At 41.8% G+C, this 22,864-nt stretch carries 16 protein-coding genes and 1 riboswitch; of the genes, 11 read left to right on the top strand and 5 right to left on the bottom strand.

Annotated features, from left to right (window positions below; all coding sequences use genetic code 11):
• Positions 1–172 precede the first annotated feature (172 nt).
• Complete coding sequence (gene sbcB / locus NQT65_RS00910; RefSeq protein WP_138684985.1) at positions 173–1,618, top strand: exodeoxyribonuclease I; 1,446 nt, start codon at positions 173–175, stop codon at positions 1,616–1,618.
• 803 nt (positions 1,619–2,421) lie between these two features.
• On the opposite strand, the gene NQT65_RS00905 is transcribed toward sbcB, so the two are convergent.
• Positions 2,422–3,303 (bottom strand): NAD(P)-dependent oxidoreductase, encoded by an 882-nt coding sequence (locus NQT65_RS00905; RefSeq protein ID WP_256850262.1) that lies wholly within the window; start codon positions 3,301–3,303, stop codon positions 2,422–2,424.
• A gap of 116 nt (positions 3,304–3,419) precedes the next feature.
• Between NQT65_RS00905 and NQT65_RS00900 the strand changes: the two genes are divergently transcribed.
• Entirely contained in the window at positions 3,420–3,971 is a 552-nt protein-coding gene (locus NQT65_RS00900; RefSeq protein ID WP_004587708.1) for a glutathione peroxidase, read from the top strand.
• Between the two features lie 303 nt (positions 3,972–4,274).
• Entirely contained in the window at positions 4,275–5,255 is a 981-nt protein-coding gene (locus NQT65_RS00895) for a 2-hydroxyacid dehydrogenase (protein ID WP_256850261.1), read from the top strand.
• A 66-nt stretch (positions 5,256–5,321) separates the two neighbouring features.
• Here NQT65_RS00895 and NQT65_RS00890 read toward each other — a convergent pair whose 3' ends face one another.
• Positions 5,322–6,644, bottom strand: coding sequence for a sodium-dependent transporter (locus tag NQT65_RS00890; protein ID WP_256850260.1), 1,323 nt, complete (start codon positions 6,642–6,644; stop codon positions 5,322–5,324).
• A 138-nt stretch (positions 6,645–6,782) separates the two neighbouring features.
• Here NQT65_RS00890 and NQT65_RS00885 point away from each other — a divergent pair, with 138 nt between their 5' ends.
• On the top strand, positions 6,783–7,526 hold the full coding sequence (locus NQT65_RS00885) for a 4'-phosphopantetheinyl transferase family protein (RefSeq protein ID WP_138684989.1): 744 nt from the start codon (positions 6,783–6,785) through the stop codon (positions 7,524–7,526).
• 18 nt (positions 7,527–7,544) lie between these two features.
• Here NQT65_RS00885 and lysC read toward each other — a convergent pair whose 3' ends face one another.
• Positions 7,545–8,930, bottom strand: a complete 1,386-nt coding sequence (gene lysC / locus NQT65_RS00880; protein WP_256850259.1) for a lysine-sensitive aspartokinase 3 — start codon at positions 8,928–8,930, stop codon at positions 7,545–7,547.
• 76 nt (positions 8,931–9,006) lie between these two features.
• Positions 9,007–9,179: riboswitch (Lysine riboswitch) on the bottom strand.
• Positions 9,180–9,469: 290 nt separating this feature from the next.
• Here lysC and NQT65_RS00875 point away from each other — a divergent pair.
• The 4 genes from NQT65_RS00875 to NQT65_RS00860 all read left to right on the top strand — a co-directional run bounded on the left by NQT65_RS00875 (position 9,470) and on the right by NQT65_RS00860 (position 14,727).
• Positions 9,470–10,741, top strand: a complete 1,272-nt coding sequence (locus NQT65_RS00875) for an MksB family condensin complex protein (protein WP_096041534.1) — start codon at positions 9,470–9,472, stop codon at positions 10,739–10,741.
• A 3-nt stretch (positions 10,742–10,744) separates the two neighbouring features.
• Positions 10,745–11,293: a condensin complex protein MksE gene (locus NQT65_RS00870; RefSeq protein ID WP_024033404.1), complete on the top strand. Its 549-nt coding sequence runs from the start codon at positions 10,745–10,747 to the stop codon at positions 11,291–11,293.
• Positions 11,290–14,067, top strand: a complete 2,778-nt coding sequence (locus tag NQT65_RS00865; RefSeq protein WP_126007447.1) for an Mks condensin complex protein MksF — start codon at positions 11,290–11,292, stop codon at positions 14,065–14,067. The genes NQT65_RS00870 and NQT65_RS00865 overlap by 4 nt, the downstream gene beginning before the upstream one ends.
• Before the next feature lie 108 nt (positions 14,068–14,175).
• On the top strand, positions 14,176–14,727 hold the full coding sequence (locus tag NQT65_RS00860; RefSeq protein ID WP_126007449.1) for a DUF4136 domain-containing protein: 552 nt from the start codon (positions 14,176–14,178) through the stop codon (positions 14,725–14,727).
• A 146-nt stretch (positions 14,728–14,873) separates the two neighbouring features.
• On the opposite strand, the gene NQT65_RS00855 is transcribed toward NQT65_RS00860, so the two are convergent.
• On the bottom strand, positions 14,874–15,362 hold the full coding sequence (locus tag NQT65_RS00855; RefSeq protein WP_256850258.1) for a peptide-methionine (S)-S-oxide reductase: 489 nt from the start codon (positions 15,360–15,362) through the stop codon (positions 14,874–14,876).
• 176 nt (positions 15,363–15,538) lie between these two features.
• Between NQT65_RS00855 and NQT65_RS00850 the strand changes: the two genes are divergently transcribed.
• The gene (locus NQT65_RS00850) at positions 15,539–17,392 is read left to right on the top strand and encodes a TonB-dependent receptor plug domain-containing protein (RefSeq protein WP_256850257.1); all 1,854 of its coding nucleotides are present in this window, start codon (positions 15,539–15,541) and stop codon (positions 17,390–17,392) included.
• A 547-nt stretch (positions 17,393–17,939) separates the two neighbouring features.
• Here the strand turns inward: NQT65_RS00850 and NQT65_RS00845 are convergent.
• A complete protein-coding gene (locus NQT65_RS00845; protein WP_029774574.1) occupies positions 17,940–18,203 on the bottom strand; it encodes a YkgJ family cysteine cluster protein in 264 nt (87 codons plus the stop codon).
• Positions 18,204–18,372: 169 nt separating this feature from the next.
• Between NQT65_RS00845 and NQT65_RS00840 the strand changes: the two genes are divergently transcribed.
• Positions 18,373–19,554 (top strand): efflux RND transporter periplasmic adaptor subunit, encoded by a 1,182-nt coding sequence (locus tag NQT65_RS00840; protein ID WP_126007461.1) that lies wholly within the window; start codon positions 18,373–18,375, stop codon positions 19,552–19,554.
• Positions 19,551–22,700 carry an efflux RND transporter permease subunit gene (locus NQT65_RS00835; RefSeq protein WP_256850256.1) on the top strand — a complete coding sequence of 1,050 codons (3,150 nt, stop codon included), beginning with the start codon at positions 19,551–19,553 and terminating at the stop codon, positions 22,698–22,700. The genes NQT65_RS00840 and NQT65_RS00835 overlap by 4 nt, the downstream gene beginning before the upstream one ends.
• The last annotated feature ends 164 nt before the right edge of the window (positions 22,701–22,864 follow it).

Raw genomic sequence — 22,864 nt, 5'->3', positions numbered from 1 at the left:
GTCGATTGGAACAAAACTCAAACTTGACGTATTATTCCAAAGTTCCGCGAACACATTTATCACCCAAAACTATAAACTCCCTCGCCCATATGCCATAATCTAAATAATTCATTATTTTAGTAACTTGGCGTGTATTTAAGCGTTTTTAAGTTAACTACTCAGGGTTTTCAGCATGGCATATCAAGAGCAAAATCAAGCAACAATCTACTGGCACGATTATGAAACTTGGGGGGCGAGCCCTCAAAAGGATAAGCCGAGCCAGTTTGCGGGGATTCGTACCGACCTTGATTTAAATATAATTGGCGAGCCGCTTATTGAATATTGTAAGCCGCAAGCGGATTACTTGCCTCACCCTGAGGCATGTTTAATTACCGGTATTACGCCACAAGTGGCGATGCAAAAAGGTTTGGTTGAGGCTGAGTTTATAGCCAAAATTCACGCTGAATTTAGTGCGCCAAACACCTGTGTGGCTGGTTATAACAGTATTCGCTTTGATGACGAAGTAAGCCGTTATAGCTTTTATCGTAACTTTTACGACCCGTACGAGCGCGAATATAAAAACAATAACAGCCGCTGGGATATTATTGATTTAGTACGTGCGTGTTATGCGCTGCGCCCTGAGGGGATTGAATGGCCGTTAAAAGAAGACGGCAGCCCGAGCTTTAAGCTTGAACATTTAACGGTAGCTAATGGCATTGAACACGCCGCTGCTCACGATGCGCTAAGCGATGTAACTGCCACTATTGCACTGGCTAAACTTATAAAAGAAAAACAACCAAAGCTTTATAATTTCTTTTTTGGGCTGCGTAATAAAAAAGCGCTTGGCGAGTTAGTTGATGTATTTAACATGACGCCGCTGGTACATACCTCGTCACGCATTCCAGCCACACAAGGCTGTACTACGTGGGTAGCGCCTATGAGCTTTCATCCGGTAAATAAAAACGCGGTTATTTGTTTTGATTTAACCCAAAGCCCGCAAGTATTGCTTGATTTAAACGTAGAAGAGTTACGTAAACGTTTATACACCAAACGCGTTGATTTAGCCGAGGGTGATTTACCTGTTGGTTTAAAATTGGTGCATTTAAACAAGTGCCCTATTTTAGCGCCTGCTAAAACGTTATTGCCTGAAAACGCAGCCCGTTTAGGCATTGACCGCGAGCAATGCCTCGCTAATTTAGCTATTTTAAAAGCCAATACCGAGCTTCGCGATAAAGTAACTGAGGTGTTTAACGAAAAAGGCGATTACAGCGCGACCACTAACGTTGATTACTTACTTTACGATGGCTTTACAAGCCACGCCGACAAAGCTAAATTTGCGATTATTCGCGATGCTAAACCAGACGAGCTAGCGGGCTTAAATTTAGATTTTGAAGATAAAAAGTTCAATACATTACTGTTTAGATACCGCGCGCGAAACTGGCCTGAAACGCTCAACCAGCAAGAGCTTGACCAATGGCGTCAGTATTGCCAAAACAAGTTAATGCACGGAGAAGATCAACCCTCAATTAGTGCACAAGATTTTATGATCACCCTTGAAAACTTGGCCCATGAGCACGACGACAGCGAAAAAAACCTAACCATTTTAAAGGCTTTGTATAACTACGCGCAAAGCATGTAATTTAGTTTAAGTTTGTGTAGAACACTTTTAAAACGCGATACTTTAGCAATAAAGTGTCGCGTTTTTTGTTTTATATAACTTTACTACTACAAGTAAAGCCAAAAAAATTTTTCACAAAGAGAAGTAAATGAGAAAACATAAAAACATAAACCTTTTTAGATCTATCTCTTCCTCTAAAAGCGAAGTGCATCTTACCCTCTTTGTGAATAAATCGCTTCACGGGCTTTACCCATCACGCCAGCAAGCTTCGCGTCTACAAGTAAAACCCATATCTACACCTTCGCTGTAGACGTCGAGGCAAGCTCACTGACTTCGATGTGATAAATGATAACTACAAGACGTAGAGCTTGCTCACGTGAAAAGCGCAGTTTTTTAAATATAAAATAATCCACAAAGAGAAGCGAATGAGGAAAAAATGAGAAGACATAAAAACATAAACCTTTTTAGATCTATCTCTTCCTCTAAAAGCAAAGCGCCTCTTATCCTCTTTGTGAATAAATTACTTTACGGGCTTTGCCCGTCACGTAAGCAAGCTTCGCATCTACAAGTAAAACCCATATCTACACCAGCGTGGTAGAGGTAGAGCTTGCTCACGCGAAAAGCGCAGCTTTTAAATGCTTAAATAAAACACGACTCACAAAGAGAAGCGAATGAGGAGTAAATGAGAGGGCAAAAAAAATAAACCTTTTTAGATCTATCTATTCCTCTAAAGCGCAACGCCTCTTATCCTCTTTGTGAATAAATCACTTTACGGGCTTTGCCCGTCACGCAAGCTGCGCATCTACAGCGGTATACTCAAAAAGTTATTTTTTGTGCAGTGCTTCAATGCGTGCTAGTAAGCTTGATGTATCGTATCGCCCCCCGCCAAGCGCTTGTACGTCGGCGTAATATTGATCAACCGTTGCAGTCATCGGTAACGTAGCGCCGTTGTTTTTAGCTTCATCAAGCGCGATGCCTAAATCTTTGCGCATCCAATCTACGGCAAAACCAAACTCGTACTCACCTGCCCACATTGTTTTATAGCGGTTTTCCATTTGCCACGAACCCGCAGCCCCTTTTGAAATGGTTTCAATTACTTTTTCACCATCAAGCCCTGCTTGTTTAGCAAAGTGTAAGCCCTCGGCTAAGCCTTGCACTACGCCGGCAATACAAATTTGATTAACCATTTTACATAACTGCCCTGCGCCCACATCGCCTAATAACTGGCTAAAACGGCTATATGCCGCCATTACGGGTTGCACTTTAGTGAAAACAGCTTCGTTACCGCCAGCCATGACTGTAAGCACGCCGTTTTCAGCACCTGCTTGTCCGCCTGATACAGGCGCGTCTATAAAATCGATATTTTGCAAGGCTGCTTTTTCTGCTACTTCACGGGCTACTTCGGCCGATGTAGTAGTATGGTCAACCAAAATGCTATTAACGGCCATCCCCGCTAAAACACCATTTTCACCATAAACAACCGCACGTAAGTCATCATCATTACCTACACACATAAATACAATATCAGCATTCTTAGCAGCTTCTCGCGGCGTGGTAGCAAAACTTCCTGCATACTCATCTACCCAGCTTTGCGCCTTTGCTTGAGTGCGGTTATATACACACACATTAAAGCCCGCTTTTGCTAAATGCCCTGCCATTGGGTAACCCATTACCCCTAAACCTATAAATGCAACATTGATTGACATAAAAGTGCCTTATTTTCCTGCTAACTTAGAAACTATGCCCGATTATGTCAATCGGCTGCTTAAAAAGCGAATTAAGTCTTTATAAATTTCCAACGTAAGGAAATAAGTAGGTAACCATGGATAGTATTTATCAATTTAGTGCCCCTTTGTACAACAGCGAAAGCTTTGCGCTTAGCCAGCTAAAAGGCAAAACAGTACTTATTGTTAATACAGCAAGTAAGTGTAATTTTTCGGTGCAATTAAGTTCGCTAGAAAAGCTCTATCAAGAATATAAAAATAGCGGTTTCACTATTTTAGCGTTTCCGTGTCATCAATTTGGCCAAAACGAGCCGCTTGATAACCTCGCGATTAAAGACTTTTATCAAGGACAATTTGACGTGTCGTTCAAAGTGTTTGGTAAGGTAATGGTAAATGGGCCCGAGGCGCATCCGCTGTTTAATTATTTAAAGTCGCATACCCGTGGTATTTCGCAAAACCGCGCAGTAAAGTGGAACTTCACCAAGTTTTTAATTAACCCACAAGGTCAGCTCGTTGCACGTTATGCTCCGCGGACCAAGCCCGAAACGCTTAAACAGGTCATTGAGGCAAACTTACCTAGCGCACTAAACGCTAATAACTTAAATAACGCAAAAATAATACCCAACTTTAATGCATTAAAAGGCGCTTAATTATTCTAAATCAATAAACGGGTGGTTACTCAAGCATGCTTTATTAAACTAGTTTAAGGTTATGTACAATACCAATCGGCAATAATACTTAATCATTTTTAGGGGCTAAACGTGTCGCTACCTGCGTTAAAAAACTCTCATTTACGACTGCATGGATGCAGAAGGTAGAGCAATGCAGGAGCAATTGCCGAGAACAACTAAATAGCGAATTTTTTGCCTTGCTATCAACACGTTTTTCCATCCTCAAAATAGATCACTTGATTATGCGCATTGGTATAACAGCTAGGCTTTGGAGTAAATAACATGAACATTGCTTTTTTTAGTACGCAAAAATACGAGCAGCCTTTTTTTGAGCGCAGTATTAACAAACACCCGCAAATAGAGATTTGTTACTTTGAGCAAGCACTGAACGAGCAAACAGCACTGCTTGCTAAAGGGTTTGATGCTGTGTGTGTATTTGTAAACGACACAGTTAACGCCCTCGTTATTGAGCACCTTGCTGAGCAAGGAATTAATACTATTTTACTTCGCTGCGCAGGGTTTAATAATGTTGATTTAGTGGCTGCCAAAGCACACAACATTAAGGTATTACGAGTACCCGCATACAGCCCAGAAGCCGTAGCTGAGCACTGTGTTGCACTTATGCTTACCCTTAGCCGTAAAACACATAAAGCCTATAACCGCGTACGCGAAGACAACTTTGATTTAAACGGTTTATTAGGCTTTACCTTACACGGCAAAACAGTTGGCATTATAGGCTGTGGCAAAATTGGCCTTGCCCTTTGTAATATTTTAAATGGCTTTGGCGCGCATGTTTTAGTGTGCGACCCTTATGCAACACCTGGCAATTACACCATCACCGATTTAGATTCGCTGCTTACTCAAAGCGATATAATTTCACTGCACTGCCCCCTGAATGAGCAAACACACCATTTAATAAACGCCGATGCATTTAATAAAATGAAACCTGGGGTAATGCTAATTAACACTTCGCGCGGTGCGCTACTTAATAGTAAAGCGTGTATAAATGCGCTTAAAACTAAAAAGCTAGGGTATTTAGGGCTTGATGTGTACGAGCAGGAGTCGGAGCTATTTTTTAAAAATCATAGCGACGAGATAAACCAAGACGATATATTCTCGCGCTTAGTTAGTTTTAAAAACGTATTAATAACTGGCCACCAAGGCTTTTTTACTCAAGAAGCCCTTAGCGAAATTGCCAATACCACCATACAAAACGCAATAGAAATTAATGAACAGAGACCTTTAACCAATGAGGTTTTATAAAGCAGCGGCCCATTAATTTGCTTTACCCGTTTTGCTATTTACATAACGGGTAAAGCTTAAAATACTTTAGCCAAACGCAACGTTTGCAAAAACAAGAGTCATTAATACTGGGCACACAAAACGAATGTATTGAGCAAACCAGTAATGCGTGCCGGTACTGGCTTTATGAAGCTTATTACCGCGTTTCCACATCCAACCTGCAGTTATAAAATAAAACAGCCCCATAAGTGGCAGTTGGTACTGAGTAAATAGCATGATTACTAAACCAAATAACCACTCAAAGTTTAATATTATTGCACTAGCGCATATTAACACCACTAGGCTAACGGCCCACGTTGCTTTAGTACGATCTACGCGGTGGTTTTCTACTAAAAACGCTACCGGTATTTCTGTGGTAGAAATAGTAGATGTAACCGATGCAATCGACATAAGTACAAAAAACAGTAACCCAATTAGTAAGCCAATTTCGCCCATAGTACTAAAAAGCTCAGGCAAAATAGCAAATATAAGCTGCCCTTCACCTATAAGTTTTCCGCCGCTAAACACCTCTACCCCGTTATGCTGCGCTACATAAATTGCAGGCACTATCAGTAAACCTGCTAAAAATGCCACGCTGGTATCAAGTAGTGCAACGCTTGCAGTTAGTTTTGGCAGGTTTGCATCTGGCTGCAGGTACGAGCCATAAATCATCATGCAGCCAACCCCTAATGAGAGCGAGAAAAAAGCCTGCCCCATTGCAGCAATAATTAAATTTGGGTCAAGCACTTGGCTAAAATTAGGAATTAAATAAGCAGCAAACCCTTCGCTGGCGCCTTCTAAACTGGCTATATAAAAAATTAAGCCTATTAGTAGCACCAACAACAATGGCATTAATCGACGTGACCAAGTTTCAATCCCCGATTTAACCCCTTTTAAAATAATACTGGCGGTTAAAATAAGCATAAGCGGCGTAAATATAAAATTACGCGCCATAGAGTCGCTGTGTAAAAATTCGCTTGCTGCGGTAAAACCAAAAAATGTAGTAATAGGCTCTATGGCGTAAGAGAGCATCCACCCAGCTACAATAGAATAAAAGCTAAGCATAACCACAGCGCCCGCAAGGCCAATATATCCTGCGGCAGCCCCTACTTTTTTGTTGGTATTTTGCCACGCATTACCCAATGCTTTTACTGGGTTTGCTTGCGCTTGGTGGCCTAAATAAAGTTCGGTATAAAGCGCAGGTAGCGCAAGTAAAAATATAACTACAAAGTAAACCAATAAAAATGCACCGCCACCATGGTTGGCCGCCTGCGTAGGAAAACCCCAAATATTACCTAAACCCACTGCTGCGCCTGCAGCGGCTAAAACAAAACCAAAACGGCTTTGAAATCCATCACGCACTTGTGCCATACATCTACAAATTCTGTTATTCTTTGATTATTGTGAATTAAACCATATTTAATGCCAACTGAGTAATAAAATTGCTTTTGGCATAAATAAGCGCTGTTAACCGCTCATAATTACAGCACTCACTTATTTTAAGCGCGTATGACTAACCACTTTTTTAAAAACACCCTAAGTATTGCTCCCTCTTTTTATAGCGATTTATCCCCTAGCAACAATACTATTTTAGTGTTTAATGCCAACACACTTAATGTAGAACACCTTGATTTAACCCAGTACCTAAGCCCATTTGAGCTAAGCGTTATAAATCGCCGTAAACGCATGCAAGCAAAGCAAGAATATGTAGCATCGCGCATATTACTAAAGCAACTTGCAAAGCATACTCAGCCCCAATACGCACACATACCGCTTAATAAAATGAGCACCCACTTTAATGAAGAATGCTCAAAACTGCAGCTCCATATAAACCACACCGTTATAAATACCTGTATTTCGCACTCGCATGGCTTAGTTGGCGTTGCACTTAATGTTACTAAGGCGGAGTTTGGCTTTGATATTGAAAAAATAAACTTAAAACGCCCATTCGAAAAGCTCGCTAAGCATTTTTATCATAAGGCTGAAATTGCCTTAATTACCGCGCCTTTGGCTATAAAAGAGCAAGCCCACCGCTTTTTTAGAATTTGGACCTTAAAAGAGGCACTCGCTAAAGCAACTAGCCGCCCAATAGCGCAATTGCTTAGCCCAAATGTATTTGATGAATTTTCTTTGTTAAACCTAACAGCATCGAGTAACACCATAACGGTTGCCAATGAGGAGTTTGATATAAGCGTGGCGCATAAAAAAAGCACCGACTGGCGGTGCTTTATACTTAATAACTTGGATACTTAATAACTTGGCTTTAAAAGCTTAAGCAGCGCTTTCTAATAAGCGGCTGTGTATTGCTTGTACCACGGTATCTGATTCGCTTTGCTCTACTAAAAAGCATAAGTTGTGCTTACTTGCACCATGACAAATTAATCGAATATTAAACTCTTTTAGTACGTTCATTAGGTTCATTTCGTGCTGGCGTAGCTGTATTTCAGAGCCTATAAGCGCCACTAAGGTTAAGTTGTTTTCAACCGATACATGACAAAATTCGGCCAATTCATCTAAACACGCTTGCTCAAGCTCAGGTCGCGAGGCATTAGGCGCGTTATCGAGCGTAATGGCAACACTAATTTCTGAGGTAGTCACTAAATCTACCGATATATTAAATTCACTTAAAATAGTAAATACACGGGCCAAAAAGCCACTTGCTAATAACATTTCTGGGCTTTTAAGCGTTAGCAATATTTGGTTTTTACGCTGCGTAACGGCACGAATACCTGGCTGCTGCGATTTTTCACGCTCAATCCACGTTCCTCCGCGCTCTGGCTCGCGGCTAGAGCCTACAAATACATTAATATGGCTACGGCTTGCTGGTAAAATAGTTGCAGGGTGCAATACTTTTGCGCCAAATGTCGCCATTTCTGCGGCTTCATCAAAGCTTAAACGGGCAATTGGCGTTGCCTTAGCGCATAAACGCGGGTCGGTGCTAAAAATACCCACTACATCGGTCCAAATGTGTACACTCTTAGCGTTAATAGCCTCTGCTAATAACGCCGCACTGTAGTCAGAGCCACCACGACCAAGCGTTGTGGTTTGGCCAAATTCATCACTACCAATAAACCCTTGTGTAACTATTACTTGCTCATCTAATAACGGAATTAACAGGTCTTTAGCCGCTTGTGCAGTGGCCGCAACATCGGGCGTTGCTTTACCAAATTGGCTGTCGGTTTTAAGCACTTTGCGCACATCAAACCTATCTGCATTTAAGCCTTTTAAGCGCAGCACTTGAGCAAATAAATAAGACGATAAACGTTCGCCAAAGCTAAGCAGCTCATCGTGTTGTTGATCAGTAGTGAGTGTTTCAAGTGCTAACGTTTGAAACGCTTTTAACGTCTCGTTAAAACCTACGGCTAAATCGGCATCAAGCGACAACTCATCTAAAATAGCCTGTTGAATAGCCAATACGCCATCTATGTGTGCTTGGCGCTGCTCTTTACTAAGGTCGGGTTTGCACAGTGCAACTAAGTGGTTAGTTACGCCGGCACTGGCGCTCACAGCTACAATACGTACGCTTTTATCTGCAACAATAATTTCGCTGCAGCGACTCATCGCTTCAAAGTTTGCAACACTGGTTCCGCCAAATTTGGCAACGATGTAATCTGATTTTGCGCCTGATACTGTTTGTGGCACTGATTGGGTAGTCATTTCGTCTCCTTTCGCGGTATCCAAACCGCTAAAAAACAAGAAGAACTTGGCAAAGGAATGCAAATAAGATGTGTCCGCTGCCAGAAGCTCTCCACCTAAGTTGGTGACAGTTTTGGGGATTCAGCCCCATAAACCGAAAAACACGGTTGACGTAACCTTGTTTTCCTCGGCGAGTACTTCCCTCTTTAATGGTTATGGGCGTTCGTCACCTACCATTAAATACCTAAGTATCGCACCTCTTCTGAATGTTGTATTAACCTGTGGCTAATAAAACAAAACCCCACTGTGTAGCGGGGCTTTGAAAGTTATCGTTTAGACGTCTAGCTGTCAAGGTGTTTTAGCTAATATAACGCGAATAATTTAGCCAAGGTTTACATTGCTGGCTACTTTTACAGCGCTTAATGTAACTCGCCTGTACGCCAGCTAAAAAAATGTGTAAATTAAGCCAGTTAATAACGAGTACTTTTTATTATAAAAATATAAAAACTACGCTCTGCTTTAAGTGTAGTTAACTCATTACTAGGATGTATCACCGCATTATGATCCCAGCTAAAAAGCTGCTTAACACCCTTAGCGAACACTGGGGTGTTTTAGAGCTATTATTTAAACGTTTTAAAATGGCCGACTTTAGCCTCAAAGACGTGCAAAACGCCATTAAGCAAAAACAGCCCACGTGGACAAACGAGCGCATATACAAAGAAACAAATCGTTTGCTCAATCAAGACATACTTATTCCATTGGCTAAATCATCCCAGCTTGAAATAAACCGCGCCATTGCCGATTTTGCGACCTTTTTATTACAAGAAGAACACCTAGGTTTAGCACAAGAAATTAGCGTTTTGGTTGATGATTTAGCACGCCTAGGAAACCGATTAGATAATGCCGGCGAAATAGAAGACTATGACGATTTACGCCGCTATAGCCGCATTATGGATGATCGGGTGCGTAAAATAATGAAGCTTTACGCGCACAACGAAAACGCTATTTTAAACATTGTTGAGCAAGCTAAATCTGATCACGCGGTGCAATCTTTGCAAAAGCGCTACAAAGCGGTAATAGAAGCCTTTGACGAATACATAGAGCCGATGCTTGAAATGGTCGATATTCGCGGTGACTTTCATGCCTGTTTTACATTGATTGAGCAGCAAATAAGTAAGCAAATAGAGCACATTGAACGCTCAGGCAAAGCCTACAGCGACAAACGTATGCTTGAGCAATTGCGTACTCGGATACTCGAAATGCATTTAGTTGGCCGAGAAAGCTTACGCAAAAGTGCCGATATGCTTATGCCACTGCGCGAAGAGTTACGCCGTAATAACCTAATTACCCGCCAGGCAGCAAAAGTGCTTGGCCTTGTGCGTAAAAATGGCGTAGACAACATGCTAAGCGCGGTACAACCAAACTTTGTAAGCGATGCGCAGCGTTATTCGCTTGGCCAGCAGCGTCATATAGTTGCCTATATGGCAAGCTTGGTAGAATTTGAACACGAAGAATACCAGCTCCCAGAGCAACAAGACGTGCCGGCATTTGTCACGCCAAACATTCCTGATTACCACGATGTTAAAACAAGCTTTGCAAAACGCTTTAATAAAAAACGTAAAAAGCCCCAGCCATTGCTGCAATTTTTAGATGAAAGCTACCCAGAATTAGACGCCGACGAAATGCTATTTTTATATCAAAAACTAGTCAGCGACAGTGAAATTCACATTAGCCAAAGCGATGAAAAGACACGCGTAAAAATTGCCGGCCAGCATTTTTCGTTATACCCATTTAATTCTGCGCCTCAGCCAGATACACAGGCAGACGAGTAACACATGACACATATAAACTTAGACGAGCTTACGCACCTACAAGCCATTAATAAAAAATTAGGTGCGGGTTACCATATTTGCGAACAAGACAACGTAATGTGGCAAGAGCTTGACCAGCACATAGAATCTTATAGCGCCTTATTTAGCGCCCTTGGCCACGATTTAAAACACGACAGCCGCGGCTTTTACTACTTTGCCAGCGACGAAAGCACGCCAAACATGGGTAAAATATCCCGTGCTATTGCACTGACTATTTACATTTTAATTGAGCACTTTGCCAATACGGGTAAAGACCCAATGCGTGCCCTATTTGATGAAGTAAACGATTTAGAACTGATGCAAACCTTAGTGCAAATTAATAAACACTTGTTTGATCAGCTTGAGATATTTTCGGGCTCAGATTTACGAAAAGATGTATACCTGCGTATGGTACGTTTAGGCCTTGCCCGCGAAGTAGAAGGCGGCTTTATGCTACAAGCGCCTATTCACCGCTATATTGATGCACTTATGGAAGTAAACGAAGAAACCTACATTACAGAGGACGAGCAATGAAAAACTTATACGGACTAAGTAAACTCGCCCTACTTAATACCGCAGGCTATGCAAAGTGTGTTATTCCTCTTGATAAAAGTAGCTCTATTTGTGCACCAAACAATACCGGTAAAAGCTCGGTTATTAACGCCCTGCAATTTCCGCTAATAAACGATTTGCGCCTAACCGAATGGGACGGGCACGATTTAGATGAAACCCGTAAATTTTATTTTTCATCAGATCAGTCGTACATTTTGCTTGAAGCCAACCTCCCCCATGGCTCGGTGGTGATTGGTGTAGCAGGCCTTGGTAAAATAGCCGGTTACGCGCATCAGTACTTTTGTTATCAAGGCAAACTTGATTTAGCGCAGTACACGCAAGGTAATACCATTATTAAGTTTACCAAGCTGTTTAATCATTTAAAAACGCAAGGTTACAACCCTATAGAGCTTAAAGCACAAGAGCTAAACGCCCTGCTTACCGGCGGCGCAACCCCTTTTGACGGCGACATTAATTTAAAAATGATCCCGCTTAATAACGTGCAAGACTCCGCCATTTATAAAGAAATTTTTAGGCGTATTCTTAACTTACACAAATTGGGTGCAAGCGATGTTAAACGCTTTATGCTACGTGTGTTTGAACGCCATATGTCTAACTCTAAAGTGGACTTTTACGAAGTATGGCGTCGCTCGTTTGATAAAGTAAATCGTGCTAAACGCGAATTAAAAGCGCTTGAATCAATGCAAGAGCCAATAACGGCGCTTGAATCAATGCTTGAAAACCAAACCGTGCTTAAAGGTAAGTTAGCAGCCTACGCGCCTAAAATTGATCAAGCATTAATAGACTTTGATACCTACCAAGAAGAGCAACTAAGCGAACTAGCCATTGCCCTTGAAGACATAGAGCACGAAAAACACGAGTTTGAGCAAAAGCAAAGCTTATACGTACAGCAATCGCGCGATATAGAGCGCAGGCAAACCCAAATAGAGCAATGGTTTTTAGATTACAGCGCTCTTAAAAGTGAATTTGAACTGGTAAATAAAGCCACCCTTAAAACCAACCTTGGCCAACTTAAGCAAGACTACGAGTCGCTTTCGCACTCGATTACCAGCGCACAAGGGCAAAGCCTACACACGCTTGATTACCGCATTAGCGAAACGCAAAAGCAAATTAAAAGCTTAAAACTGCAGCTTAAAAACCTTGAGTTTAATTTGTTTACTCGAATGCGCGAAGACCTATCACTTAAAGAAGTAGAAGAAATATCGCGCATTTTAAACCCCGATATACTCTCGTTTGCCACCACCAGCAATGGCGATATAACCATTGATGATGAAGACGCATTTGGGGAATTTTTATCGCTATTAAGCGAAAACGTCAAAGGCGGTGTACTAACGCTTCCAGGTGCAAGCATTAAACTTAAAAAACTGTCGCCAGTGCAAATGCAAAGCGGCGAAAACAAAGCCCAACTTAGCGCTCAGCTAGACGCGCTGGAACGCTCGTTAAAAGAGTTTAAACAACAGCGCGAAGTAGCCGCTAACGTGGCCGATAAACAAAAAGAAAAAGATGCACTTTACGATGAGCTAATGAGCGCAGAGAGCGCCCTAAAACGCTTAGAGCAATTTGAGGTAATGCAGCAATCGGTAGAAGCGCAATCCATGCTAAAAGAGCAGTTATTAGCAGAGCGCGAACAAGTTGACGACTACCTGCAAGACATTCAAAAAAATAGTGGCTCAATTGCAGACAGGCGCTCGTTAATTAAATCTAAGCAAGAGCAAATTAATCGCCAAACCGAGCGCCTACGCCAAGTTAAAAGCGAGCGAATTGACCACACGCTTGATTTATACAGCGGTAAAGTAACCCCGTATATGATTGATATAACAGTCGACTTTGATAACTTAAGCGACCTAGTACATCACTTTAATAAAGACTGCCAAGAGCTGCGCAACTTTGACATAAACGTGCGTAATACCTATTTGCATGTATATAACGCGGGTATTACTAAGTTCGATAACGAAAACGACGAATTTACTAAATACCAAAAGTTGATTAGCGCGTTTCATAACCTTGATAACGAACGCGATGCCGTTGAGCGCCAAGGCCGCGTAGCCCTAACCGAAGTAGCCGCCACAATTAAAGGCTTGCGTGAAGACTTAGACCGCCTTCGCCGCGAAATGAACAGCTTTAATAAAGGCATAAGCCAGCACCGTATTTCTAACCTTCAAGCGTTTAAAATTAACGTAATACCGCGCAAAATGCTGGTTGATAGTATTGATACCATTATCAGCACGTCGCATCAGTTTGAACAAGGCGACACCCTTGATTTATTAAGCCAAGAACCTTACAGCGAAAGCGCGGTAAACGAAGCAAAAGATCACCTAATAAAACTTGCCTCCGACAAAGCAGGCCTTACATTAACTGACTTATTTGATATTCGTTTTGAAGTGGTTAACCGCGCTGGCGAAACCGAACACTTTGAAAAAATAGACTCAGCTGGCTCAAACGGGACCCGTATTACTATTAAGTTATTATGTGGCATGTTGTTTATTCGTTACTTATTAAGCGATCAGGAACAAAACCTTTACCGTATACCTATTTATATTGATGAAGCGGCCGACATTGACCCGCAAAACCAAAAAGCAATCATAGAAACGGCACTGAGCTTTGGCTTTGTGCCAATTTTTGCCTCGGTTAAACCGCAGGTAAGCTGTGATTACATTGTACCTATTCGTTCAGTAAAAGATGGCGCCCAAAACTGGGTAGACGAAAAAGACTGGATTGAAGTTGAACACAATTAATTGGCCGTTAAGGCAAACCAACTAAACTAAAATATAGGACGTTAAACTAATACACATTTAAACGATGTGTGTTATTTTAAATTAACGCATTTTATTGGAGCAAAGGTAATGAAAAATATACTTATTGTTGCAGCGCTGACATTACTTACAGCCTGTACGCAAACCCCTGACTGGGATTACGACAAATCAGCCAACTTTAGTAATTTTAAAACATTTGCTTGGGTAGAAAACGCGAGCCTAACCAAAGACACCACAAACTACCAAATTAACGGCTTAATGGAAAAACGTGTACGTACTGCCGTTAATAATGAGCTTAGCCAAACATTAGGTATGAGCTTAGTAGACCCAGCCCAAGCTGACGTACTAGTTAACTACCATGCATCGGTAGATAAAGAGCTAGAAGTAGACAGCTTTAACGTAGGCTACGGCGCGCGTTGGGGGTACTGGGGTACGGGTTTTCAACGCGACATTAGCGCCCGCGAATACGAAGTGGGTACGTTAGTAATTGATATTATTGACCGCGAATCAAACCAACTTGTATGGCGCGGCGCAAAAGAAGGTCGATTAAAGAAAAAACAATCGCCTGAGCAACGCGAAGCATCAATTAAAGAAACAGTCGCTAATATTTTAAGCAACTTCCCGCCGCAAAAGCAGCAGTAAGTTAAAATTAGCGTTAAATAAGTTTTAAAAAGCTCACAGTATGTGAGCTTTTTTGTGGGTTTTTATTTTTGGGACTTCAGATTTAAATAATTATGAGCTGCGCTCGTCACGTCAGCAAGCTGCACGTCTACAATACCGAGTTAAATTTACGCTTTATACTTATACAATAACTCAAAAGGTATATGGCAATAGTCATCTGGATGGTTGGTTAAACGGTCTTGATGCTCAGGATCGCTTGTTACGTAATTAGTTAACGGCTCTACCTGTACTACAATTTTATCGGCATCGCTGCGTTTATTTATATAGTTGTTTGCTGCCTCTAAATGGTTTTGGTTTTTGCTGTAAATGGCAGTGCGGTATTTAGGGCCTACGTCATCCCCTTGTTTATTAATGCTATATGGGTCAATAATTTCAAAAAAGTAGTCAAACAGCTTATTTAGGCTAACGGCGTTTAGGTCAAAAATTACCTTTACGCATTCTGCGTAACCATCGTAGTCGCCATCTGTAGTTTTACTTGAACCATTAGCGCGCCCTGCCTGTGTGCTAACAACACCTGGTAAGTGTTTCATAAACTCTTGTACGCCCCATAGGCAGCCACCAGCAAAGTAAATAGTATTGTGTTCTTTAGTATCCATTATAAATGCTACCTAATGAGTAAAGTGTGAATGGTTATCAAATGCAGATATTAACAAATTAATGTACAATCGCGCACAAAATGACTGCTGTTACATTTAGCTATTTTATCATGCTCAAATATGAGCTTTTAAATTAATTGTAACCGCAGCTACAAATAAAAAACGACGAGAAACACATGAACCGCACACCACACATTATATTGCCTGCACTATTATGCAGTGTTACCCCATTTGCTTATGCTAATACGTTATCTGATGAGTCTTCAATCGAGCAAATAACAGTGGAGGCTTCGCCTACTGCGAATAAACTGCCTGTAGGTACATTTGACTCGCCTATTTCTAATTTAGAGTACGATCCGCGTGTAGATCTTCAATCGCGCAATATGGCTGAGGCGCAAGCTGATGTAACTATTCGTGGCGGTATTTTTGAAAACACCGGCTTTAGAGTAGGCAGTGCTACCCTGCTTGACCCGCAATCTGGTCATTATTTTGCTGAAATTCCCATTGCACCGCAAATGCTAAGCGGCCCAGCCGTTTTAACCGGTGCCGATAACGCACTGTACGGTATGAACAGCTCTGTAGGTACGGTTTCGTTTGGTTGGAAACCGATTATTACTGGCGGTAGTGTATCGCTTGGTACTGGTACGAACGACTTTAATCTTCAAAGTATTCACGCTGCTAAAAACACACAACTTGATAGCTTAGCTGACTATACCTTAGGTTTTGAAGGTGAATATTCTCACTCGCAAAGTGATGGCACTATTGATAATGGTGACCATGACTTTTCGCGCGCCTCAGCTCGCGTGCAATTGGCAAGCGAGCATAGCCAAACCGATTTATTTTATGGCTCGCAAGATAAGTTTTTTGGCTGGCCTAACTTGTATACCCCTTTTGGCGTTAACGAAACTGAAGATTTAGAAACCCGCCTTTGGATGCTTAACCACAAGCAAAATTACGCTGAAAACAGTAATTTTGAAGTATCGGCGTATTACCGTACCCATGACGATCACTATATTTACTCGCGCGAAAACCCAAGTGCATTCGAAGCGTTTCATAAAAGCGAGGTTAAGTCGCTTGCTCTTTCAGGTCGCCATGCACAAAGCAATGCGTTTGCAATCAATTACTCAGCACAATTTATTGATGACTCGATTGAATCAACCACACTTGAAAACAACTTTACCTCACGAAAATATTATAAGCTGAGCGTATTGCCCCAATACACTATGGCGCTAAAGGCTAACCAACAGCTTATTTTTCGTTTAGGGGCTGCGTATGACGATACAAACCGTGATGACGCTGAGGTATCAGCCATTGGCGATATAACCTTAAATACCCAAAATAATGACAGCACAGCGCAAAGCCTTTATTTATCATATGCGCAGGCGAGTCAAGTTGCAGGCTATACAGCCATTGGCGGTAGCGATTCTGGCGGGTTATTTAGAAGTAACTACAACCTTGAGCGCGAAACCACTTCAAACTTAGAGCTAGGTTTATTACTTGAAGAGCAAAGCTGGCAGTTAAACTCGGCTATTTTTTATCGAAAAGATAATAACTTAACCGATTGGACCTTTAATTTTGATTCTACCTCGGCGCGCTTTGCAAACCCCGTTGATATTGATACTGCAGGGGTTGAATTTTTAGCGACTAAGCACTTTGATACAGCAAAACTTATTGCTAGCTACACCTATTTACATAAATCAGAGAACTACGGCGCAGCCGATATTGATGCCAGTTTTTACGCGTTAAACTTTCCTGATCACCGTTTAACACTTGGCGCTGTGTATAACCCAACTGATATTTTAGAATTTAGAATAGATAACGAATGGCGTACACAGCACAAAAACGCCCTTAGAAATGGCGACGATAACGCGTTATTTACCCAACTCGCGCTTAAAATAACCCCGCCTCAGTTAAGCAATTTATTTATTACTTTAGCGGCAGATAACGTATGGGATGAGTCGTTTGAAGAAATACCTGGTACACCAGGGCGCGGTGAGCAATATACGCTAAGCGCAACGTATAGTTGGTAAAATCAAAGCGGCGTTTACAAACTCAATTTATACTTTGATTTGTAGACGCTGTGTTTTTTATAAAAGCGCTATTTTAGAAAAAAATATTGCACAAAGAGAAGCGAATGAGCAGTAAATGAGAAAACACAAACCAACTATTACTTAAAGTTAATCTCTTCCTCTAAAAGCGCAGCGCCTCTTGCCCTCTTTGTGAGTTACTCACTTTATGGCCTTAAGCCAGTAAAAGCAGCGCGTTTTTATATAAAGCAAAGCTAAAAAGTTGCACAAAAAGAAACGAATAGGCAGTAAATGAGAAAATACAAACCAACTATTAATTAAAATTAATCTCTTCCTATAAAAGCGCCGCGCCTCTTAAACTCTTTGTGAATAAACCACTTTTACAGGCTTTGCCTGTCACTTAAGCAAGCTTTACGTCTACAAAACATCCATATATCTGCACATTTGCGGTAGACGCAGAGCTTGCTCGCGTGAAAAGCGCAGCTTTTAATTACTTAAAAAATCACTCAGTAATAGATAAATGTAAATATATGTGTATTAACACCGTAAGCTAGGTTAACTGCTCAAGTTCGGTAATAAGCGCTAGAGCCTCTGCATTAGTTGACCCACATACATCGCGCGTGGCGCTAAAATCGCTACATACTTTAGGGCGGCTTTCATCGCCAAATAGTTTACATAAATTGTTCTCATCAAGCTGAATACAACGCTCTCCGGCTTTTTTACCGTTTGGCATACCTGGTATTGGCGAGCTAATACTCGGTGCAATGCAACATGCGCCGCAGCCTAAGCGACATGCCATAGGCTCTGTTTTCATAAATACCTCTGTTAGTTAAAGCCAGGCCTCTGTATTTAAATTAACACCCTGCCTAGCCCATTATTTATCTGTAATACACATATGTAATGCTTTGTTACATCTTAAAACGCCTTGTAAACACTTTATTGCGTATTATTGCCTTGTCACCAAATATATGAAGGAATGCCTTGTGGCTACTAAAAAACAAATTTTATTACCAGTCGCGGTTTTAGCAGCCGGGATTGCACTCGCTTTTGGCCTTTCAGCCATGAAAACACCACCAGAAGAAAAACCAGAGCAAGACACTCGCCCACTTGTTGCTGCGCAAAACGTAAACATTGATGCAATAACGCTCGATGTTAAATCGTACGGCGTAGTAAAACCTAAAGACCGTACAGAGCTGGTTGCACAAGTAAGCGGGCAAGTTATTTCAGTAGCCGAACAATTTGTTGAAGGCGCGTTTGTTAAGCAAGGCGATATTTTAGCACGAATTGATCCAAATGATTACGAGGCCGATTTAATTGAGGCCGAAGCAGGCCTTGCCCAAGCAAGTTCAGCGCTTGAAATAGAACGCGCGCAAGCTCACGTAGCTAAAGCCGAATGGGAACGTATTAAATCAGACTCAAGCGATGCAATTGCATCGGAGCTTTATTTACGTAAACCACAACTTGCAGAAAAAATGGCAAACTTTCGCTCTGCCCAAGCCCGTGTAAAACGCACTAAACGTAATTTAGAACGCACGTACATCAAAGCCCCTTACGACGCTATAATAAACCAACGCACCATTAGCTTAGGCTCAGTGGTTAGTGCGGGTAGCAAGTTTGGCGAGCTAAGCGCTACCTCGGTTGCAGAGGTGCGTTTACCGGTTGCAGATAAAGAGCTGCAATACCTAGATAACGGCGGTATTGGCGCATTGGTTACACTTAATGCTGAATTTGCCGGCAAACAAACAACATGGCAAGCCAAGATTGTACGAAGCGAAGGTGTGGTTGATCAAACCAGCCGTATGAGCTATTTAGTTGCTCAGTTACCAACTCCGTACGCTGATAACACCAAACCACTGCGTTTTGGCTCTTATATAAATGCCACCATAAAAGGCCGCGCGCTTGATAACGCGATTATAGTGCCGCACCATTTAGTTAAAAATAACAAAATTGCTATTTTAAACGACGATCACACCCTAAGTTTTAAAACGCTTAATATTGTACGTGAACAAAACGGTATGGTGATTGCGAACCAAGGCTTAAACAGTGGTGAGCAACTTATTACCTCTGCCCTTGAATACCCAACAGAAGGCATGGCGGTTAAGCTAGAAGGCACTGAGCCTAAAAGCGATGTGACTCAATTAGCACTTAAAGAGGATACACCATGAGTACCTCAGAAAAAGGCTTAATTGCATGGTTTGCACGTAACCCAGTGGCGGCAAACCTCATCATGATTTTTATACTTATTGGCGGGCTTTTAACAGCGCTGACAATTCGTAAACAGGCATTTCCGCAATTTGAAAGTAACTGGGTGAGTATTGAAGCGGTATACCCAGGCGCAGCCCCGCAAGAGGTTGAAGAAGGTATAACGATAAAAATTGAAGAAAACCTTGAGGGTACCGAGGGTATAAAGCGTTTAATCACTTACTCTAACCGAGGTTATGCGCAAGCGTGGGTAGAAATAGAAGAAAAATACGACCTACAAGAAGCCCTAGACGAAATAAAAGCGCAAGTTGATTCTATCAATACCTTTCCGGCAGGAATGGAGCGCCCTGTTATTCAGCGTGAAAAATTTCAGCAAGAGGTGATGATCCTCGCGCTTTATGGCGACATGAGTTACTACCAGCTTAAAGAGCTAGGTAACGACATAAAAGATGAACTACTCGCCTTGCCTGGCGTTAATTTAGTCGACTTTTACAGTGGCCTAGATTACGAAATAGGCATAGAGATAAGCCCCGACAAACTACGTGAATATGGCCTAACTTTTAGAGATGTTTCAAGTGCGGTGCAAAATTTTTCTACCAATATGTCGGCAGGGCAAATTCGCTCTGACACTGGCTATATTTCAATGCGTGTTGAAAAACAAGCCTACCGTGGTGGTGAATTTGCAAAGCTTCCGCTTATAACGCTTGCCGATGGCGCACAGATTAACTTAGGCGATGTAGCGACGATTAATGATGGCTTTGAAGAAGGCTTACTTTACTCTAAATATAACGGTAAAAACTCACTCACGTTTGAAGTAGATGCCTCAAAAGATCAAGACATTACCGATGTAGCTAAAATTCTTAAAGGCTACATGGCAGAAAAACAATCGAAGCTTCCACAAGGCGTAAAGCTCTCCCCTATTGTTGATTTAACTTACTACCTTGAAGGTCGACTCGATATGATGATCGACAACATGGTATGGGGCGGTATTTTAGTAATGATAGTGCTGGCACTGTTTTTACCGCTGCGTTTAGCTTTTTGGGTAATGATGGGCTTACCGGTGTCTTTTCTAGGTGCCTTTTTGTTTATGCCAATTGGCTTTTTAGACATCACCATAAACATGGTGTCGTTATTTGCCTTTATTATTGTACTTGGCATTGTGGTCGACGATGCCATAGTCGTGGGTGAGTCTGCCAGTGCCGAAATAGAAAAACACGGTCATAGCCTTGATAATGTTATTCGCGGAGTTAAGCGCGTTGCAATGCCTGCCACTTTTGGGGTTTTAACCACTATCGCGGCGTTTTTACCGCAAGCTATGGCATCGGGCCCAGGCGCTGCGTTTTCTAAAGCCATTGGTGTGGTTATTATATTGTGTTTGATTTTCTCGCTGATTGAGTCAAAGCTAATATTACCTGCGCATATTGCAGCCATGAACCCACGTAAACCTAACCCTAAAAACCCATTACATAAACTGCGTAATGTGGTTGATAGTGGCTTAAAACACTTTGTACAAAACTATTACACGCCTTTTATAGGTCATTGTATACATTATCGTTATACCGTAATTATTGGCTTTTTATGTATATTAATAGTCAGTGCAGGTATGTTTGCAGGCGGCTTAGTTAAGTTTGTGCCTAACCCTAAAATACCGCATGATTTTCCGCGTATTACGCTTGAAATGAACCTGGCCTCTTCGGAGCAAGCCACCCTTGAAACTGCCCGTAAAATAGAAGATGTATTACTCAAAGTAGATAAAGAGCTTGAAGAGCAATACGGCCAAAGCATGATCCGCGATTTATCGGTAAGCCTACGTGGGCGTACTCAAGCAAACATTATGGCTATTTTAGTAGAGCCACACTTGCGCCCTATCGACACCTTTGCATTAAGCACCCTGTGGCGCGAACAAATGCCCCCGCTTCCAGGTGTTAAAATGCTTAATATTCAAGATAATATTTTTAGCGGCGGACGTGATGACGGCGACGTAAGCTTTAGGCTACAAGGCAAAGATGCCGATGAGCTAAAAGAAGTAGCTGGTAAATTAAAAGCTAAACTACAAAGCATGGAAGGTGTAGGCGATGTAAACGACTCACTGCAAAGTGCCACCGACGAAGTACAGCTTGATTTAAAACCACTGGCCTACAGCATGGGACTTACACTTGCCGACGTTGCATCGCAAGTAAGCTTTAGTTACTACGGATTAGAAGCACAGCGTATTTTACGCGAAGGCGAAGAAATTAAAGTAATGATTCGCTACCCAGAAAGCGAGCGTAACTCAATTAGCAACATTCAAAATGCGCGTATTATTACCCCAACCGGCGCAGAAGTACCGTTAAGCGAAGTAGCCGAAGTTAGGCTAGTAGATGGTGTAAACCGTATTCGCCGCGAAAACTCAAACCGTACTGTTAATGTATGGGCAGCAGTAAATACTGACCAAGTTGAGCCGTTTGCTATTGCACAAGAAATTCGCGATACCTATTTACCTTCATTGCTTAAAAGCTACCCAGGCGTTAAAAGTAATGTGGCTGGACGCGTACAAGAAGAAATGGACAGCGCCGATGAGCAGTTACGCGACTTTGCTATATCGCTGATGATTATATTTGCCTTATTGGCCATTCCGCTTCGCTCTTACTCGCAGCCGCTTATTATTATGTCGGTTATTCCATTTGGTGTAGTAGGTGCAATGTTTGGTCACGTAATATTAGGTATGACCATGAGCGGGCTGTCTATGTTTGGTATTATTGCGGTAGCGGGCATAGTCGTAAACGACTCCCTCGTAATGGTTGATTTTGTAAATAAAGCACGCGCAGAAGGCATGGCCGTAAAACAAGCCGTTATGCAAGCCGGTGCAAAGCGCTTTAGAGCTATATTGCTTACCTCAATCACTACATTTATTGGGGTAATGCCAATTATTATGGAAACCAGCTTACAGGCTAAAATAGTTATTCCTATGGCGGTATCGCTGGCCTTTGGTGTGCTATTTGCCACGGTAATTACTTTAATACTTATACCTTGCCAATACGTAGCACTAGAAGACGCTAAGCGCCTTACCCGTAAGCTACTTGGTAAATCGCAACCTATAAGTATTCAACCGGCACCCACTGCCAAATAATTAAAGTTTCTCTCCCAACCATTAAAGCTCGGCCTAATACGCCGAGCTTTTTATTGCCTAAATATTGCACTTCATTATTAATAGTTTTTATAAAGTGTTTCAAATAAATTATGGGTAATTATTTTAATTATATCAGCGTATTATGCGCCCTCAATTTAAAGCAT

Origin of the sequence: Pseudoalteromonas agarivorans (assembly GCF_024518735.1) — a bacterium.
In the GTDB taxonomy this organism is placed as follows: Bacteria; Pseudomonadota; Gammaproteobacteria; order Enterobacterales; family Alteromonadaceae; genus Pseudoalteromonas; species Pseudoalteromonas atlantica.
The sequence above is the reverse complement of the archived record's forward strand: the minus strand, read 5'-3'. Positions and strand labels throughout refer to the sequence as shown.

Coding starts and splice junctions, on each gene's coding strand:
- sbcB (WP_138684985.1), top strand. CDS start 173: ATGGCATATCAAGAGCAAAATCAAGCAACAATCTACTGGCACGATTAT.
- NQT65_RS00905 (WP_256850262.1), bottom strand. CDS start 3,303: ATGTCAATCAATGTTGCATTTATAGGTTTAGGGGTAATGGGTTACCCA.
- NQT65_RS00900 (WP_004587708.1), top strand. CDS start 3,420: ATGGATAGTATTTATCAATTTAGTGCCCCTTTGTACAACAGCGAAAGC.
- NQT65_RS00895 (WP_256850261.1), top strand. CDS start 4,275: ATGAACATTGCTTTTTTTAGTACGCAAAAATACGAGCAGCCTTTTTTT.
- NQT65_RS00890 (WP_256850260.1), bottom strand. CDS start 6,644: ATGGCACAAGTGCGTGATGGATTTCAAAGCCGTTTTGGTTTTGTTTTA.
- NQT65_RS00885 (WP_138684989.1), top strand. CDS start 6,783: ATGACTAACCACTTTTTTAAAAACACCCTAAGTATTGCTCCCTCTTTT.
- lysC (WP_256850259.1), bottom strand. CDS start 8,930: ATGACTACCCAATCAGTGCCACAAACAGTATCAGGCGCAAAATCAGAT.
- NQT65_RS00875 (WP_096041534.1), top strand. CDS start 9,470: ATGATCCCAGCTAAAAAGCTGCTTAACACCCTTAGCGAACACTGGGGT.
- NQT65_RS00870 (WP_024033404.1), top strand. CDS start 10,745: ATGACACATATAAACTTAGACGAGCTTACGCACCTACAAGCCATTAAT.
- NQT65_RS00865 (WP_126007447.1), top strand. CDS start 11,290: ATGAAAAACTTATACGGACTAAGTAAACTCGCCCTACTTAATACCGCA.
- NQT65_RS00860 (WP_126007449.1), top strand. CDS start 14,176: ATGAAAAATATACTTATTGTTGCAGCGCTGACATTACTTACAGCCTGT.
- NQT65_RS00855 (WP_256850258.1), bottom strand. CDS start 15,362: ATGGATACTAAAGAACACAATACTATTTACTTTGCTGGTGGCTGCCTA.
- NQT65_RS00850 (WP_256850257.1), top strand. CDS start 15,539: ATGAACCGCACACCACACATTATATTGCCTGCACTATTATGCAGTGTT.
- NQT65_RS00845 (WP_029774574.1), bottom strand. CDS start 18,203: ATGAAAACAGAGCCTATGGCATGTCGCTTAGGCTGCGGCGCATGTTGC.
- NQT65_RS00835 (WP_256850256.1), top strand. CDS start 19,551: ATGAGTACCTCAGAAAAAGGCTTAATTGCATGGTTTGCACGTAACCCA.